Source organism: Pseudonocardia pini (assembly GCF_013870575.1).
Classification (GTDB): Bacteria; Actinomycetota; Actinomycetes; order Mycobacteriales; family Pseudonocardiaceae; genus Pseudonocardia; species Pseudonocardia pini.
In genome coordinates, this window is the sequence record NZ_JACBXB010000043.1 from 1 (window position 1) to 14,707 (window position 14,707).

Annotated in this window: 17 protein-coding genes, 1 tRNA gene and 1 pseudogene; 14 read left to right on the top strand and 5 right to left on the bottom strand. The window is 69.4% G+C overall.

The features are described 5' to 3' along the window. Positions 1-370 (bottom strand): annotated as a pseudogene (locus tag H5J29_RS04905) (DNA polymerase); the annotation flags it as partial. 91 nt (positions 371-461) lie between these two features. Between H5J29_RS04905 and H5J29_RS34695 the strand changes: the two are divergent. Both H5J29_RS34695 and H5J29_RS04915 read left to right on the top strand, forming a co-directional pair. Continuing rightward, the gene (locus H5J29_RS34695; protein ID WP_246393494.1) at positions 462-641 is read left to right on the top strand and encodes a hypothetical protein; all 180 of its coding nucleotides are present in this window, start codon (positions 462-464) and stop codon (positions 639-641) included. 409 nt (positions 642-1,050) lie between these two features. Then, positions 1,051-1,287, top strand: coding sequence for a hypothetical protein (locus tag H5J29_RS04915; protein ID WP_312858064.1), 237 nt, complete (start codon positions 1,051-1,053; stop codon positions 1,285-1,287). Between the two features lie 730 nt (positions 1,288-2,017). On the opposite strand, the gene H5J29_RS04920 is transcribed toward H5J29_RS04915, so the two are convergent. Then, the gene (locus H5J29_RS04920; protein WP_181779706.1) at positions 2,018-2,638 is read right to left on the bottom strand and encodes a class I SAM-dependent methyltransferase; all 621 of its coding nucleotides are present in this window, start codon (positions 2,636-2,638) and stop codon (positions 2,018-2,020) included. 913 nt (positions 2,639-3,551) lie between these two features. Between H5J29_RS04920 and H5J29_RS04925 the strand changes: the two genes are divergently transcribed. Then, a complete protein-coding gene (locus H5J29_RS04925) occupies positions 3,552-4,181 on the top strand; it encodes a hypothetical protein (RefSeq protein ID WP_181779707.1) in 630 nt (209 codons plus the stop codon). Positions 4,182-4,198: 17 nt separating this feature from the next. On the opposite strand, the gene H5J29_RS04930 is transcribed toward H5J29_RS04925, so the two are convergent. Next, positions 4,199-5,299: a DUF1152 domain-containing protein gene (locus H5J29_RS04930; protein ID WP_181779708.1), complete on the bottom strand. Its 1,101-nt coding sequence runs from the start codon at positions 5,297-5,299 to the stop codon at positions 4,199-4,201. An 87-nt stretch (positions 5,300-5,386) separates the two neighbouring features. Here H5J29_RS04930 and H5J29_RS04935 point away from each other — a divergent pair, with 87 nt between their 5' ends. The 9 genes from H5J29_RS04935 to H5J29_RS04975 all read left to right on the top strand — a co-directional run bounded on the left by H5J29_RS04935 (position 5,387) and on the right by H5J29_RS04975 (position 12,686). Further along, positions 5,387-6,133: a GntR family transcriptional regulator gene (locus H5J29_RS04935; RefSeq protein ID WP_181779709.1), complete on the top strand. Its 747-nt coding sequence runs from the start codon at positions 5,387-5,389 to the stop codon at positions 6,131-6,133. 101 nt (positions 6,134-6,234) lie between these two features. After that, the gene (locus H5J29_RS04940) at positions 6,235-6,666 is read left to right on the top strand and encodes a plasmid replication, integration and excision activator (RefSeq protein ID WP_312858065.1); all 432 of its coding nucleotides are present in this window, start codon (positions 6,235-6,237) and stop codon (positions 6,664-6,666) included. A gap of 115 nt (positions 6,667-6,781) precedes the next feature. Beyond that, positions 6,782-7,189: a hypothetical protein gene (locus H5J29_RS04945; RefSeq protein ID WP_181779710.1), complete on the top strand. Its 408-nt coding sequence runs from the start codon at positions 6,782-6,784 to the stop codon at positions 7,187-7,189. Further along, positions 7,189-7,482: a WhiB family transcriptional regulator gene (locus H5J29_RS04950; protein WP_181779711.1), complete on the top strand. Its 294-nt coding sequence runs from the start codon at positions 7,189-7,191 to the stop codon at positions 7,480-7,482. The genes H5J29_RS04945 and H5J29_RS04950 overlap by 1 nt, the downstream gene beginning before the upstream one ends. A 160-nt stretch (positions 7,483-7,642) precedes the next feature. Beyond that, positions 7,643-9,115: an FtsK/SpoIIIE domain-containing protein gene (locus H5J29_RS04955; protein ID WP_181779712.1), complete on the top strand. Its 1,473-nt coding sequence runs from the start codon at positions 7,643-7,645 to the stop codon at positions 9,113-9,115. A 40-nt stretch (positions 9,116-9,155) separates the two neighbouring features. Next, on the top strand, positions 9,156-9,455 hold the full coding sequence (locus H5J29_RS04960; protein WP_181779713.1) for a hypothetical protein: 300 nt from the start codon (positions 9,156-9,158) through the stop codon (positions 9,453-9,455). Positions 9,456-9,493: 38 nt separating this feature from the next. Further along, entirely contained in the window at positions 9,494-11,137 is a 1,644-nt protein-coding gene (locus H5J29_RS04965) for a replication initiator (RefSeq protein ID WP_181779721.1), read from the top strand. Further along, on the top strand, positions 11,134-11,322 hold the full coding sequence (locus H5J29_RS04970) for a helix-turn-helix transcriptional regulator (RefSeq protein ID WP_181779714.1): 189 nt from the start codon (positions 11,134-11,136) through the stop codon (positions 11,320-11,322). The genes H5J29_RS04965 and H5J29_RS04970 overlap by 4 nt, the downstream gene beginning before the upstream one ends. After that, positions 11,322-12,686: a tyrosine-type recombinase/integrase gene (locus H5J29_RS04975; RefSeq protein ID WP_181779715.1), complete on the top strand. Its 1,365-nt coding sequence runs from the start codon at positions 11,322-11,324 to the stop codon at positions 12,684-12,686. The genes H5J29_RS04970 and H5J29_RS04975 overlap by 1 nt, the downstream gene beginning before the upstream one ends. 28 nt (positions 12,687-12,714) lie before the next feature. Here the strand turns inward: H5J29_RS04975 and H5J29_RS04980 are convergent, their stop codons facing one another. Both H5J29_RS04980 and H5J29_RS04985 read right to left on the bottom strand, forming a co-directional pair. Further along, entirely contained in the window at positions 12,715-13,026 is a 312-nt protein-coding gene (locus H5J29_RS04980) for a DNA gyrase subunit A (RefSeq protein ID WP_181779716.1), read from the bottom strand. Positions 13,027-13,236: 210 nt separating this feature from the next. Further along, positions 13,237-13,310, bottom strand: a tRNA-Leu gene (locus tag H5J29_RS04985). Positions 13,311-13,409: 99 nt separating this feature from the next. On the opposite strand from H5J29_RS04985, the gene H5J29_RS04990 reads away from it, so the two are divergent. Further along, complete coding sequence (locus H5J29_RS04990) at positions 13,410-13,766, top strand: YciI family protein (protein WP_181779717.1); 357 nt, start codon at positions 13,410-13,412, stop codon at positions 13,764-13,766. After that, a partial coding sequence (locus H5J29_RS04995) for an RNA polymerase sigma factor (protein WP_181779718.1) occupies positions 13,763-14,707 on the top strand: 945 nt, incomplete at its 3' end. The genes H5J29_RS04990 and H5J29_RS04995, both read left to right, overlap by 4 nt.

A 14,707-nucleotide genomic window follows, 5' to 3' on the forward strand; every position in this document is an offset into this window, starting at 1 on the left:
ACCGGCGGCGGAGCAGCGCGAGGTGGGCACCGGCGTCCCCCGAGGTCTGGCCGTAGATCGCCGACAGCACGGCGATCTTGGCCTTGGCCCGTTCGCCCGCCGTGCCGAAGAGCTCCGTGGCCAGGCCCGCGTACAGGTCGGCGGAACCGCCCGCCTGCGCGAGCGCCGCGTCCCCGGCCATCGCGCCGAGGATCCGCGGCTCGAGCTGGGCCGCGTCGGCCGCGACGAGGACGTGCCCGGGATCGGCCCGCACGGCGCCCCGCACGGTCTTCGGGATCTGCAGTGCGCCGCCCCCGCGGGAGGCCCACCGACCGGACACGACGCCGCCGACCACGTACTCCGGCCGGAACCGCCCCTCCCGCCACGCGTCCTGCCTGCCCTGGCTGCACGAACGGGAGGTCGCGCTGATCGGCGCCGACACCCCCCAGGACGTCCAGCCGTCGGGGTTCGACGACGTGTTGATGCCGGTCCACGCCGTGAGCCTCGTCGCGATGGGCCTGTGGCTGCTCGACAACTGCGACCTGGAGGCGTGCGCACGGACGGCGGCCGAGCTCGGCCAGTGGGACTTCCACCTCGCCGTCGCGCCGGTCCGCTTCGCCGGGACCTCCGGCAGCCCGGTCAACCCGATCGCCACGTTCTGAGGGTGCTTCCGATCCGAGCGGTGCCGGGTTCGGGCGGAGCCCGGTGGCGCTGCGGCGGAGCGGCCTGTTCGGTACTCGCTCGGGGCGTCACCCAGGACGACGAGGTCGGGCCGGCAGGGAACGTCGGCCTCGGCGGGCGCGGGGTGATCGAGGACCGGCCGGCCCTGGTCCGGGCGAAGGCGGAGTCGGGGGGCCCATCGTGCGGTGTTCGGGGAGGTTGTCTCGAGAGATCGCTCTCCAGCCCCAGGCGCGCCCGAGTCGCCGTGCTCCTGCAGATCTATGCGAAGTGCATGGCCGGTCAGGAGGACGCCGCACGGCGTCGCATCGCGACCGCTCTCGGACCTCCGAGTCGCAGCGCAGCCGAAGCTAGGTGGCGGCCATCCCGTGGTCGTCGCGGCATGATCAGTTGGTGGCTGACATCAGGGTTGAACTGCTCGTGCTGTACAGCGAGCAGGTCGAGGCGTGCCGCGATTCCGGTTCCGCCGAGCGCACCGCAGGGCGGCTTCGGCTGGGTCTGACGGTTCGCCCTTCGGAACGGTTCCGTGTGGGCGAGCACAAGCTCACCGATCCGGATGGCCGGGTCGTCGTCGTGCGGGCGGCGGTCGACAGCTCAGGCCGTGCCCTTGGGCCGAAACTTGGCGCGTAGTGGGCGTGAAGACTCGGAGATCACCGTGATGGGCCGGACGGTCCTGGAGACGACCAGGGAGAGACTACCCAGCTCAGAGCCATGATCTGGCCGGTCGGAGCGAGTGCCCCCGGTGGGGTTCGAACCCACACTGTGACCCTTTTAAGGGGAACCGCCGTGACGGCCGATCATGCCCTCTGACCTGCAAGAACAGTCGGAGATGCCTTCGTGCGGGCCGAACTTCGGCGCGTATTCGGCGTGGGCGCGTTCCTCAGCCTGTCGCCGGGCCGATCTCCCAACAGCCGTGGCGCCACATCCACGCGTACGCGTAGCGGTCGACGAAAGGAGTGGAGTACCAGAGCCGGACCCACCAGGGCGCAAGATCCAGACGTGGACTGATCCCCCGCGCCTGCGGCCCCCAGGACCACGCGGGCAGGACTCCGGCCGGAGCCACCCACCTGCCCGGCGACAGCTCGGGCGGTCCGTCCGGGGCGCTGTTCACCGCGTCACAATCCCACGCCCCTCGACGGCCGCGCTCTCCGTTTCCGAGCCCGTGCCTGAGGTGATCTCCTCGCGGCGCGGGTTCACCCCTGCCAGGTCGAGGGCCGGGGCGCAGGGCACGCCGTCCCGCCTTGTGCCCCGGCCCTCGACCTGGCTGCCGTCTCGGCGCGCCGTGAGGAGATCACCGCCCGCCGCACCTCCCCCGATCTCTGAGCGGTGCCGGGTGTGGGCGGAGCCCACGTAGATCCAGTCAGGGCTTCCGGGCGTGCACAACAAGCGTTCGGCGGAGTCGTCCGTCAACCATGATCTCTGTGAACGAAGCCCGGGCCTCACGGAACCCAAACTGCACCGCGAGCTGCGTAGCATCGTCTACGCCGTCAGGCAGTTCGATGTCGGTCGTCACATACTTGCGGAATGCAGGAGACGGCCTGAGATCCGACTGCATCGGGACGCTGAATGCGACTTCTCCCCCGGGCCTCAACGCACGATGCCAGTCCCGCAACGCTGCGGCTCCGAGGAAGTGAAGCGCGGAGGCGCACAGAATGAGGTCGGCCGCGCCATCGCAGACCGGGAGCGAAGCGGCGTCGCCGACCTGGCACGTGACAAGCTTCGCGACCCCACGTTCCGCGGCCTTCGCCTGGGCCTTGCGGATCATCGCCGGTGAAATGTCGACGGCGAGAACCTGACTCGGCCGGACAGCATCGACCATGACGACCGCCGCCGCACCCGTCCCGGTTGCTGCGTCGACGGCGAGCCCGACTGGTCCGCTTGTCGCAAGGCCTTCGATCAGGTCGCGTACGACGCCCTCGTGGAACGGGTTGCCGTCGTAGCCGTCTGCCGTGGCGTCGAAGAAGGCAGCGCGATCGTTCATCGTCCGATCGTAGGGTCAGGGCGCGATCTACGGGTGTGGGCCGGGTAGCCGGTGCCACCGGCCGCGAGCGGGCCGGAGGCAGGAGCGAGCGAGCTGAGTGGTGGCGGCGTAGCCGGCCCGCGCCGCCGGAGGCGGCGCCTTGATCTCATACAGGCGGATTCGGCAACATGGATCGCCTACAGGATCAGCTTGCGTGACAACTGGTACTGCAACGAACGCCAGAACGGCGCCTCCGATGAACCGGAGGCGCCGCACCGAGCATTCGACCGAGACGCGACGATCGAACCTCGCCCTAGAACGGGGGATCGATCCGAATGTAACTCACATTCCCGTCAATCCTCACGAACTCGTTGGGCCGAAAGCTGTAGCTCACTGCGCCACCCGTGCCGATGAAGCCATAGTATCCGCCGGACGCGAGTCCTGTAGCGTAGATGTTATCGACGTCCCATTTCCCGACGGATCCGCCATAGCAGATCACGGCACCCGGTCCAAGAACCAACCGAATCTGTGGAGTGGGGTCTGAGTCGCTACATTCTCGCGGCTCGATCGCATTGGCAGAGCCAACAGACACAAACAGTAGTCCAAGCGCAGCCGACAATACGACACACGCTCGCAAAAAACGCGCTTTCACGAGACCCCCTCCGGTGATGATCGACGTGAAGAACGTAACTGCGATACGGCCAAACGCCGAGAACTTCCCCCCAATGCTTGAATGTGATACTTTAGACGGCGTCCAAGTGGGCTACGCTCCGGCCAACATCGACAACACCGACGGGTGAGAGTTCTTACGCTGAGCTAACATATTTGTCGCGACAACCTATCTCGATTCGATGGCACGTTACCGCGCAGCTCGGTTCGCAGCATCGGACGCGTAGGTGCGCGCCTCATCCACCTCAGGTAGTAACCTGGTCGAATGTTCTTCGACGAGGCATTCATCGCAGCGACCGCACGCCTTGAATCCGCTACGGCCGAGGTGGACGCTCCGCTGATCCCCCAGGCCCTCATGGTTCCACCTCACAACGAGATCGGCTCATACCTCCCGCAAGAGAAGGTCATCTCCGCAAGTCTCGACGGAGCAGTCGCAATTCTTGGAGTTCGAGCATTCCGGAACGGATGCCTCATCGAACTCAACGCGGCGCTGAGAACCGCCTCCGGTCTAGGTGCCTCAATAGCAATTAGCCCAGAGCGGGCCCTAGAGGTCGCCGTCCAGGGCGACCTATCGGAGGTACACCCTGAGCTTCTACGCGTTGGAATCGACGGAGACTCCGTCCGCGCCACTAATCTACTCAACTACGGACGCCTCCGCCACGAAGGAGTTCTTGTTCCGAGCGACGAGCCAAGACTTGTCGGACTGAGCGGGACACTCGGCTCCATCCAAGATGGAGTGATGCAGTTTCGTCAGGGATACTGGCTGCGCGTAGTCCCGACGGGAGAGTTTGACCTGGTCACAGAATGGCCAGCAGCAGGAATCGACGAAAGTCGAGCTCGGCTTTCCGGCAACGAAATCCGTGCAGCGGGTCAACGCTCAAAGCTTTTACTCTGACCGGCGATCAAGTGCCGTCACCACTTCAACGGACCTTGAACAAGGTACATTGATGGCTCATAACGGTCCGAGCGACACCTCTTCAAAAGATCACACAAGGCGCTATAAGCGTGCAGTGTTACGATCCCGAAAACTTCAGCAAGACGCCGCGTACTGATGTAGTCGACACCATACCTCAGCGCCTCTTCAGAGATGTTGTCCAACCTGTTGAGACACTCCGGGGACAGTTCAGGATCGGAGGTCCCATAACGCCGATTTGCTTTCGCACTCTCGTATTGGATCTCGGAAACCCTTGTGAGATCGTGAACTGTTCGCTCGGCCTCGTCAAGTGAGTCGACCTGGAGGAGATGCTGCGCAGGAACCAGATGGATAACTCGATCAAGTCCAATGCCCCTGAGCCGGGCGGTCTCATCGGTGAGGCGAACTTGATCCCCAGCGTCTCGGACCTGAACACACCCGCGTCGGCCGTCGGCGGCAGCCGCGAGCAGGCCGGAAGCCTCGGACGGATGCCATGTGAACACGTTGCGGACGGCCGCAGCCCCGCTGAGGGGCGAGAGCTCGGTTGCATCGAGCTGGGCCAGGCGCTCGTTCACGACCTCGGTGGGGATCTCGCCGTCGAGGCCTGCGCCCGCGATGACCAGGCGGGCGGGGAGGCCGGTTCTGGCGGCTGCGGCGATGACGAGTTGGTCGGCGAGTGGGCTTCGTAGGCCGGGGTCGTCGCCGGTGGTGAGAGCGTCGCCGCCGACGTCGAGGAGGACCAGCTCGTCGAACCCGAGCACCTGGGCTGTGGTCGCCATCTGCTCGGCCATCCCGACGGCACCGCGAGTGGGGTCGAGGAGCAGTAGACGGGCGGGGAGCTCGGCGGCGAGGCGTGGGAGCGATGATCCGGCGCCACCGATGGGGCGCGACGTCGACAGGACCTCGTGGACGCCAGGCGCCACCTCGGCGAGCCCCTGGAAGTCTCGGACGCTGCGCGGGCCGGGGAGCGGGTCGATGAGCAGTCGGTCCCACGAGTACGTCATGACGACGGCGGGGGCGTCCTGACCGAGCAGGGGCGGCAGCAGGGCAGCCGTGATGGCGTCTCCCCCGCCCCCGGCCGCGATGATCAGGCTCCGCACATCACAGGAGACTAGTGGGCATCACAGTGCATCACAGTCATATGCTGGCTAGTGGCATAGGACAGTTGAGCAAGGTGAGGCGCGACGATGCCCGAGGTGCAGCAGGTACTGCCGAAGTACTTGCAGATCGCTGGTCACATCAGGGACCAGATCACGCGGGGTGACCTCCGTCCGGGAGACGAGGTGCCCTCTGAGCGTGAGTTGGCGGCGGCGTGGTCGGTGGCCCGGCCGACCGCTGCGCGGGCATTGGAGTCGCTGCGCGTTCAGGGACTCGTGGAGTCGCGGCAGGGCTCGGGCACCTACGTGCGGGACACCCAGAACGTGCCGCGCGCTCGGGAGCGCTACGAGCGGGCGCGTGCGCTGGGCACGATGTACGGCGCCGCCGAGTCAGTGGAGTTCTTGGCCGCGGAGCTGGTGGCCGGCCCCGCGCACGTCACCGAGGCGTTGCAGGTTGCCGCTGGTAGCCGCGTGGTCCGGCGCGCTCGTCTCCTCCGCGGGGCCGGTGATAAGCCGATCGAGCTGTCGACTTCGTGGTTCGCCGGGACGGTCGCCGAGGTGGCTCCGCGGGTCCTTGATCAGGAACGACTGTTCGGAGGGGTGGGCAAGTACGTCGCCGAGGTCACCGGGCGCGCTCAGGAGTATGCCCGTGACCAGGTGTGTGCGCGGCTGGCAACCGAGGACGAGCGGCGACTTCTCGAACTGCCCGAGCACTCCCCCGTGCTCGTCTACCGGTTCACCGCCTACGACTCGGACAACCGGCCCGTCGAGTTCGACGACGCGGTCTACCCGCCGGACCGTTGGGCCTTCCACCAGGAGTATTCGCTGGCCCGGTGAGCGTCGCCGCGTAGTCGGCGCGTCACCCCTTGCGCAAGTGGCATATGCCACTCTAGTGTGGCATGTGGCATAAGCCAGTTGCGATCAAGGGGAGAGCCGACGTGACGATCAAGAACAAGTTCCAGGTGTCGATGGGTGACGTGTTCCCGCACGGCGCCTACGTGGTGTCCGAGGTGGAGGCGGTGCGGGACTTCGACAAGTCCGCTCCGGGGCGTCCGGTGCAGCAGCTCGACAAGGAGTCCGGGCTCCCGGTGTGGTCGGTGTCGGTGCTCGACGCGGACCCCGATGCCCGGCGGGCGGACAAGACGGTGGCAGTGAAGATCGCGGCCACGCATCAGCCGGTGCCGCCGGAGACGCTCGCCGGGATGCCGTTCCGCCCGGTCGAGTTCGACGGCCTGACCGTGACGCCGTATGTGCAGGAGAACGGCGGTCGCCCGCGGGTGGCGTACAGCTTTCGGGCCTCCGGGATGCGCGCGCCGACCGTGGGTGCCAAGCCGTCTCCGCGGACGGGCTCGGGATCGGAGGCCGCCTGACCAACCTCTCACCGAGGGTGGAGGGGAGCCCGATTCCAGCGGACTCCCCTCCGGTCTCCCTCATCCGACACGCCCTGAGCAGGCAATTCGAGACTCGGAAGGACACCGAGGCTAGATGACCCGCACGCCCAACGCCCAGCCGCCCGCCTTCGTTCCCGACCACCGCGCCATCCCCGGCTCGGTCCCGGCCATTGTGGACATCGCGTTCCACCGGCTCCGGTTGCAGCTCAACGCCGCCTACGACATGCGTGCCACATCCGCGCTCGACCACGCGGCCCTCGCCGACCGGCTTTCAGTGCTGCATGACCGGGCCGCTCGCTGGTGGCGGGTGCTCTACCGGCACGCCCCGGACGGAGTGCCGTTCCTTTACGTCCGCGCCGTGGGCCGCGCCGAGTTGCACGAGCGCGACGAATCCCGATTCTGGCGCGACACCGCCGCGGACTGGCGCGCCCGCGCCGAGCGCCGCCCGACCTCCGACGCCGCCGGAGCCCTGTCCAACTGGGCAGAGCTGGGGGTGGCCTGATGCGCGGCCGTACCGTCATAGGCTTCCCCGCCGGCGCCCTATGCGCTCGTCCGGGCACCGACCCGGAGCTGTGGTTCCCCGACGACACCGCACCCGACTATCGCGCGCGGGTCGCTGCCGCCCGCCGGGTCTGCGTCGGTTGCCCGGTTCGCGCCGCCTGCCTGGACGACCGGATGCGGTGGGAGCTGCCCGGTTCTCGCTTCGGGATCGTCGCCGGGACCACTCCCGAGGAGCGCGACGCACTTGCCGAGCCGACCCCTTTCCACCTCGACGCAGGAAGGGAGGCCGCGTGAACCCGCCGCCGGCTCGCCGCGATCGGTGCGAGGTCTGCCGGGCACATCTTCCCGACCGCTCGGAGCGACCCGACCCGCGCCGACGTCGCTGCGCCGATCACCTCGCCCAATCGGTGCTGTTCCCGCTCACCGCGCTACCGCGCCGAAAGGGGGCCGGGCGATGAGTCGACACGACTGGACCTCCCCCGCCCCGTTGGAGGTCGAACGCCCGCGGCTGCCGTGGTGGACGATGCTGCCCAAACCGGTCCTCCTCGTCGGCTCGCCGCTGATCGCTGCCGGGCTGGTGGCGGTCGTGGTGAACCTCGTCGTCCGGCGCTTCTACCGCTACCCAGTCCTGCTCACGGTCGCGCTCGGCGTGCTGGTCCTCGGGTTCTGGCGCAGCTGGTGGTGGTCACTGGGCGCCTCCGCGGTCGCGGTCGCTCTCGGCGGGCTGTGGGCCTGGCGCTGGCGCGACTCGTTCCGCCGCACCCTCGGCCACCAGCTCGCCTCCGAGGTCCGCCGGGTGCGGGTCTACGCGTTCGTCTGGCGGCGGACCATGCGCGTCTCCGGGATCGCGGCGCGGGTCGGGCGGACCTGGTGCTACCCGCGCATCCGTCGCGTGCGTGCCGACGGCTGGCGTGACCGCGTGTTGGTCGGGCTGCTGCACGGGCAGGCGCCCGCGGCCTTCGAGGCGCGTGCCGACGAGCTGGCGCACGCCTTCGGCGCCACTTCGTGCAGGGTCCGGGTCGAGAAGCCTCGCCGGATCTGGCTGGATCTCATCCACCGCGACACCCTCGCCGTCCCTGTACCGCCGCCTGTCGTGGCTGCTGCCGATGCGGTGGTCGACCTCGGTCGGTTGGTCGTGGGGATGGTCGAGACTGGCAGGGAGTTCGTGCTGCGCCTGCTCGGGAACCATCTGCTCGTCGTCGGTTCCACCGGGGCGGGGAAGTCCTCGGTGGTGTGGGCGCTGCTGTGGGCGCTCGCCCCGGCCATCCGCTCGGGCTCGGTGCAGGTGTTCGGTGTGGACCCGAAGGGCGGGATGGAACTCGGCCGCGCCCCCGGGCTGTTCACTCGCCTCGTCTACGACAACGGGGCGGACGCGGTGGAGCTGCTCGAACACGTCGCCACCCTCACTCGCCAGCGCGCCGCGCACTTCCGGGAGTCGAAGAAGAAGGCGTGGACTCCCGAGTCGGGGCAGCCGTTCGTGCTCCTGGTCGTCGACGAACTCGCCGACGTCGTCGCCTACCAGACCGACCGCGGACTGAAGGCGCGCGCGAACGCCGCCTTGCAGTCGATCACCTCCCAGGGGCGTGCCCCCGGGGTGTGCGTCATCGGTCAGGTGCAGGACCCGCGTAAGGCCGTCCTGGACTTCCGGCACCTGTTCCCGACGAAGATCGCCATGCGCTTGGACGAGCCCGACCAGGTCAACCTCGCCCTCGGTGACGGTGCCCGCGCCCGTGGCGCTGCTGCGGACGAGATCTCCGAGGACACCCCCGGTGTCGGGTGGGTGCTGTCCGAGGGCCGCCGCCAGATGGACCGGGTGCGGGCGTTCCACCTCGACGACGCACACCTCGACGAGCTGGGCGCCTACGTCCGCGACGGCTCCGGCCCCGCCGTCCTGCCCGCCCCGCACCGACCGGAGGCCGCAGCATGACCACCCACCCGCCGCTGTCGTTCCTGCTGGTCGGGGGTGCGTGATGGCGTTCAGCCGTGGCCGCTCCACCGAAACCCGCCTGATCTATCTCGGCCTGTTCCTGCTGCTCGCCGCCGGTTTCGCCACCTCGCTCGGCCCGACCGCGGCGTTCTGGGGCAATACCTTCCTGACCGCCGTCCTCGTCCTCGGCGCGGTCTGGGTGGTCGTCGCCCTGATCCGTCGGGAGCTGCGCATCCGTCGCCGCCTCGACGCCATCCGCAACGAGCCCGTGCCGACCCGGCACACCGACACCCGGCACTGGCGCACCAGCCACCCCATCGACCGAAGGGACGCAGCATGAGCACCCAGAAGCTCCCTGACGGGGTCCCCACGGACTCGATGGGCCATGTCGACCAGGACAACCTGACGCGGGCGCAGAAGGCGCTCCTCGCCCTGTCGGATGACGTCGCGCAGCGGCTCGCCGAGGACAACGGCGTCTGCATCCGCCCGCTCGCCATGCGCCGGATCGACATGACCACCGGACGGGTCGAGGTCGTCGCGACCCCGTGCAAGTCGACGCGGGAGGACCAATGCCGCCCGTGCGCGGAGAAGTCCCGCCGCGAACGCATGGTCCAAGCCCGCGAGGGATGGCACCTCGAGGCGGAGCCCTTCGACAAGCCCGCCGACCCGACCGAGCACCAGAAGCGGCTCCTGGCCTACCGGTCGGATCTGCACGTGGCCTACACCACCGCCCGCGCCGACGGCCTGGACGAGGACTGCGAGGAGATCCGGGAAGCCGTCGCCGAGTTGGACGACGAGATCCGCGCCGCCGGCGTCCGCGGTCGGCTCGCTCCGCTCGACCCGCTGCCCAAGGCCGTACGCAGGACCACGCGCAGGCGGCAGGACGCTCCTGACCTTCCGCGCCGCCCTGTGGAGAACCGCACGGTCGGGGAGGTGTTCGGCGGGAAGTACCGGCCCTCCACCTTCCTCACGCTCACGCTCGACTCGTACGGACGGGTCGACGGGGATGGGGCTGCGCTGGATCCGGAGTCCTACGACTACCGCCGCGCCGCTCGCGATGCAATCCACTTCCCGCGCCTGGTGGACCGGTTCTGGCAGAACACCCGCCGGTGTGTGGGGTGGGAGGTGCAGTACTTCGGCACGGTCGAGCCGCAGCGCCGCGGGGCGCCGCACTTCCACGCCGCCATCCGCGGCTCCATCCCGCGCTCCGAACTCCGCGCGATCGCGGCCGCGACCTATCACCAGGTGTTCTGGCCGGCGCACGACACGATCACCCACGGCGGGGACCGGCTGCCCCGCTGGGCCGACGGCGACAAGGGGTTCGTCGACCCGCATACCCGCGAGCCGCTGCCGACCTTCGACGAGGCCACCGACCCCGACGTCCTCACCGAACCCACCCACGTCGTCACCTTCGGGGCACAGGTCCACGTGAAGGGCATCCTCGGCGGAACCGAGGAAGCCGGGCGCCACGTCGGCTACCTGACCAAGTACCTCACCAAGTCGATCACCCAAGCCGCCGGGCTCACCGAGACCGCCTCGGCCCGGCTGCGCGAGCACCACCGCCGGCTCACCGCCGAACTCGCGATCACGCCGTGCTCGCCGCGGTGCGGGATCTGGCTGCTCTACGGCATCCAACCCAAGGGCGCCCGACTGTCGACGAAGCCGGGACAGTGCAAGAGCAAGGCGCACAAGCCCGAACACCTCGGCATCGCCGGCCGCCGCGTCCTCGTCTCCCGGAAGTGGTCCAACAAGAGCCTCAAGGACCACCGCACCGAGCGTGCGGAATTCGTTCGGCAACTGCTCGACCGCGCCGGAGTGAAGCCGTCCTACCCGGTCGACGACGGGCCATTCGCCTGGGAACGCACCGCCCCCGGTGACACCGACGTCCCACCCCGGCAGGTCCTTCTCCTGCACGCGATCAACCAGAGACAGCGATGGCGCGCCGACTACGACGCCGCACTCCTCGCCGCGGGCGATCCACCCGGCGACAACCGTTCGGCAACCGAGAGCGAGGCAGCATGAGCAGGGGAACCGAGCGTCTGACCGTCGCCGAGCTGTGCGCCGAGCTGCGGATCTCGCGCTCCACGTTCTACGAGTGGCGGGCCAAGGGCCGGGCGCCGCGCTGCATCAAGCTCCCGAACGGTGATCTCCGCGTGCGTCGGATCGAGCTGGAGCGCTGGCTCGACGACCGCGAGGAGGCCGCCTGATGGAGACCTCCTACGACGTCCGGATCTGGAAGACCGAGGTCTATGCGGGCGCTCGAACCTCGACGCACACCGTGCGCTGGACCGTCGGAGGCAAGCCCTGGCGGGAACCGTTCAAGACCGCTGCGCTCGCCGACGCCTTCCGTTCCGAGCTGGTCACGGCTTCTCGGCGCGGTGAGGCGTTCGTCGTCGGCACGGGTCTTCCGGTGTCGATGGACCGCGCCGAGAAGAACGTGCCGTGGCTGGCTCTGGCGCGCGACTACGTGGCGATGAAGTGGCCGCACCTCGCGCCCAACTCGCGGCGGAACACGGCACGCGCGCTGACGAACGCCACGCTTGCGCTGCTCGCCACTGAGCGGGGCAAGCCATCGGAGGACGAGCTGCGAAAAGCCCTCACCGCGTGGATCTTCAATCGGCGGGCTCAGCTCGACCAGGCACCCGACGAGATCCGTCAGGCGGCGGCGTGGCTGGAACGCAGCACCCGCCCGGTCGGCGATCTTGGACAGGCCAGCGTGGTCCGGACTGTGCTCGACGCTCTCGCTGCCCGGACCGACGGTGAGCCCGCCGCCCCCGCGACGGTCCAGCGCCAGCGCGGCGTGATCGTGAACGTCGGCGAGTACGCGGTAGAGCGAAACCTGTTGGCTCGCAACCCGATCACAGCGGTGAAATGGCGCGCACCGAAGACCGTGAAGGGCGTGGACCGCCGCGTCGTCGTCAACCCGGTCCAGGCTCGTACACTGCTCGACGCCGTTGGGGAGGAGAAGCCGAGTGGCCGCGCCCTCGTCGCGTTCTTCGGCGCGATGTACTACGCCGCCCTCCGTCCGGCTGAGGCCGCGACGCTACGCAAGTCGAACCTGTCGCTGCCCACCTCGGGATGGGGCGAGCTGCTGCTGGAGACCTCGACGCCCGCCGCCGGGGCCTCGTGGACGGACAGCGGCGCTCGTCGTGAGGAGCGACAGTTGAAGCACCGGGCGCGCGGCGAGACCCGAGTCGTGCCCGTCGCTCCCGAGCTGACCGCCCTGTTCCATCAACACCTGCGACTGTTCGGCAACGCCCCGGACGGGCTTCTGTTCCGCGGTGTGCGGGGCGGCCAACTCGCGGAGAGCACGTACTGCCGGGTCTGGCGGAAGGCCCGCGTGCGAGCCCTGAGCGCTGATGAGGTGGCCTCCCCGCTCGCCCGACGGCCCTACGACCTCCGGCACGCCGCGGTGTCGACGTGGCTCAACGCCGGGGTGCCGTCCACACAGGTCGCGGAGTGGGCGGGACACAGCGTCGCAGTCCTCCACCAGATCTACGCCAAGTGCATCGTCGGACAGGACGAGGCTGCGCGCCTGAGGATCGCCACGGCGCTCGGCGGCGGCACATGATCGGGCAGCCGCACACCCTCCGTACCGATCAGCCTCCGAGCTGGTCGATGTCCCGTCGGATCTCCTCGATCTCCTGGCGGATGTGTCCCACGGTGTCGCGGGTGAGCCGCGCCCACTGAAGCTGGACGATCGAGTGAGCGCCGTTCTCGTCCACGCCGAGCAGACCTCGCAGCGCCGCCACCGCCTCGGCCCGATTCGCCGAGGCGGCGATCGCCTCGACGACCTCGCGCCAGCGCCCGAGGGCCAGGTCGAGGCTCTCCAGCTGGGCGAGCCGCTCACGGGCCAGCCGGAGCTGTTCGGCGTGCTCCTCGGGACTGAACTGCGGGCCTTCAGGACGCATGGGGTCAGAGTCTCAACCACCCTCGCGGCGCCCGAACCCGGCCCCATCGCCCGAGCGGAGAACTGTCCCGCGACTCGCGAAACTTCAGCGCGTATTCAGCGTGGACACCCGCTCAGGGCCGGTGAGCGCCGGACACCGCCGGACTCGACAAGATCACCGGATGCGCACGAACTGGCAGGTCACAGCATGATCGGGCAGGTAGCGAGCCGGTGCCCCCGGTGGGATTCGAACCCACACTGTGACCCTTTTAAGGGGCCTGCCTCTGCCGGTTGGGCTACGGGGGCGACATCGAGAACACTAGCGATGTCGAGATCGACGGCGCGGCTCCGACTCCGGTGCGAGAGGGTCGTGTCGAGCGGCCCACCGGATCACGAGGAGCCATCGTGAAGTACCTGCTGATGATCTACGACAACGCCGAGACGCGGGCGGTCTTCTTCGGCGACGAGGGCAAGCCCCTCATGGCCGAGATGGACGCGATCATGACCGAGCTGCGGGAGTCCGGCGAGCTGGTGGACACCGCGCCGCTGGCCGACCCGGCGAGCACGAAGGTCGTGCGCAACGGGACCGACGGCCCCGTCGTCACGGACGGGCCGCTGGCCGAGGCGAAGGAGCACTTCGGCGGGTACCTGATCGTGGACGTCGAGTCCGAGGCCAGGGCCGTCGAGATCGCCACGCGGTGGCCCAAGGTGAGCACGCCGATGGAGGTGCGTCCGCTGCTGGACGTGGGCGGCGACCTGTGACGGAGCGCGTCGAGGACCTGCTGCGCGAGCTGGCGCCGCAGGTCCTCGGCGCGCTCGTGCGCAGGCACCGGCAGTTCGACCTCTGCGAGGACGCCGTCCAGGAGGCCCTCCTCGCCGCCGCCCGGCAGTGGCCCGCGGAGGGCGTCCCCGACAACCCCCACGGCTGGCTGGTCGCCGTGGCCCACCGCAGGCTGATCGACGCGGTGCGCAGCGAGAGCGCGAGCCGGGCCCGCGAGGAGCGGCTCGCCCTCCTCGAACCGCCGCCGCCCGAGGACCGGCCGGACACCGACGACACTCTGACCCTGCTCGCGCTCTGCTGCCATCCGGACCTCTCCCCGCCGAGCCGGATCGCCCTGACCCTGCGCGCGGTCGGCGGGCTCACCACCGCGGAGATCGCCGCGGCCTTCCTGGTGCCGGAGACCACGATGGCCCAGCGGATCAGCCGAGCCAAGAAGACTCTGCGGGACAAGGGCTTCGACACCCCGGGCGACGTCCGGCAGGTGCTGTACCTGATCTTCAACGAGGGGTACACGGCGTCGGGCGGCGAGCACCTGGCCCGCACCGACCTCAGCGCCGAGGCCATCCGCCTGACCCGGCTGCTGCACGAACTGGCCCCCGACGACGACGAGGTCACCGGCCTGCTGGCCCTCATGCTCCTGACCGACGCCCGCCGACCGGCCCGCACGGACGAGCAGGGCGATCTCGTCCCCCTCGCCGACCAGGACCGCAGCCGCTGGGACCCGGCCCAGATCGCGGAGGGCAGCGCCCTCGTCGCCGAGTCGCTGGGGCACGGCCCGCTGGGCCCGTACCAGCTACAGGCGGCGATCGCGGCCGTGCACGCCGAGGCAGCGACCGCGCGGGAGACCGACTGGCGCCAGATCGTCGGCCTCTACGAGCTGCTCGGCCAGGTCGCGCCGAGCCCGGTCGTCACGCTGAACCAC

Excerpts from the sequence above, each read along its gene's own strand:
- H5J29_RS34695 (WP_246393494.1), top strand. The coding sequence starts at position 462 with ATGCCGGTCCACGCCGTGAGCCTCGTCGCGATGGGCCTGTGGCTGCTC.
- H5J29_RS04920 (WP_181779706.1), bottom strand. The coding sequence starts at position 2,638 with ATGAACGATCGCGCTGCCTTCTTCGACGCCACGGCAGACGGCTACGAC.
- H5J29_RS04925 (WP_181779707.1), top strand. The coding sequence starts at position 3,552 with ATGTTCTTCGACGAGGCATTCATCGCAGCGACCGCACGCCTTGAATCC.
- H5J29_RS04935 (WP_181779709.1), top strand. The coding sequence starts at position 5,387 with ATGCCCGAGGTGCAGCAGGTACTGCCGAAGTACTTGCAGATCGCTGGT.
- H5J29_RS04945 (WP_181779710.1), top strand. The coding sequence starts at position 6,782 with ATGACCCGCACGCCCAACGCCCAGCCGCCCGCCTTCGTTCCCGACCAC.
- H5J29_RS04950 (WP_181779711.1), top strand. The coding sequence starts at position 7,189 with ATGCGCGGCCGTACCGTCATAGGCTTCCCCGCCGGCGCCCTATGCGCT.
- H5J29_RS04955 (WP_181779712.1), top strand. The coding sequence starts at position 7,643 with ATGAGTCGACACGACTGGACCTCCCCCGCCCCGTTGGAGGTCGAACGC.
- H5J29_RS04965 (WP_181779721.1), top strand. The coding sequence starts at position 9,494 with ATGGGCCATGTCGACCAGGACAACCTGACGCGGGCGCAGAAGGCGCTC.
- H5J29_RS04970 (WP_181779714.1), top strand. The coding sequence starts at position 11,134 with ATGAGCAGGGGAACCGAGCGTCTGACCGTCGCCGAGCTGTGCGCCGAG.
- H5J29_RS04975 (WP_181779715.1), top strand. The coding sequence starts at position 11,322 with ATGGAGACCTCCTACGACGTCCGGATCTGGAAGACCGAGGTCTATGCG.
- H5J29_RS04980 (WP_181779716.1), bottom strand. The coding sequence starts at position 13,026 with ATGCGTCCTGAAGGCCCGCAGTTCAGTCCCGAGGAGCACGCCGAACAG.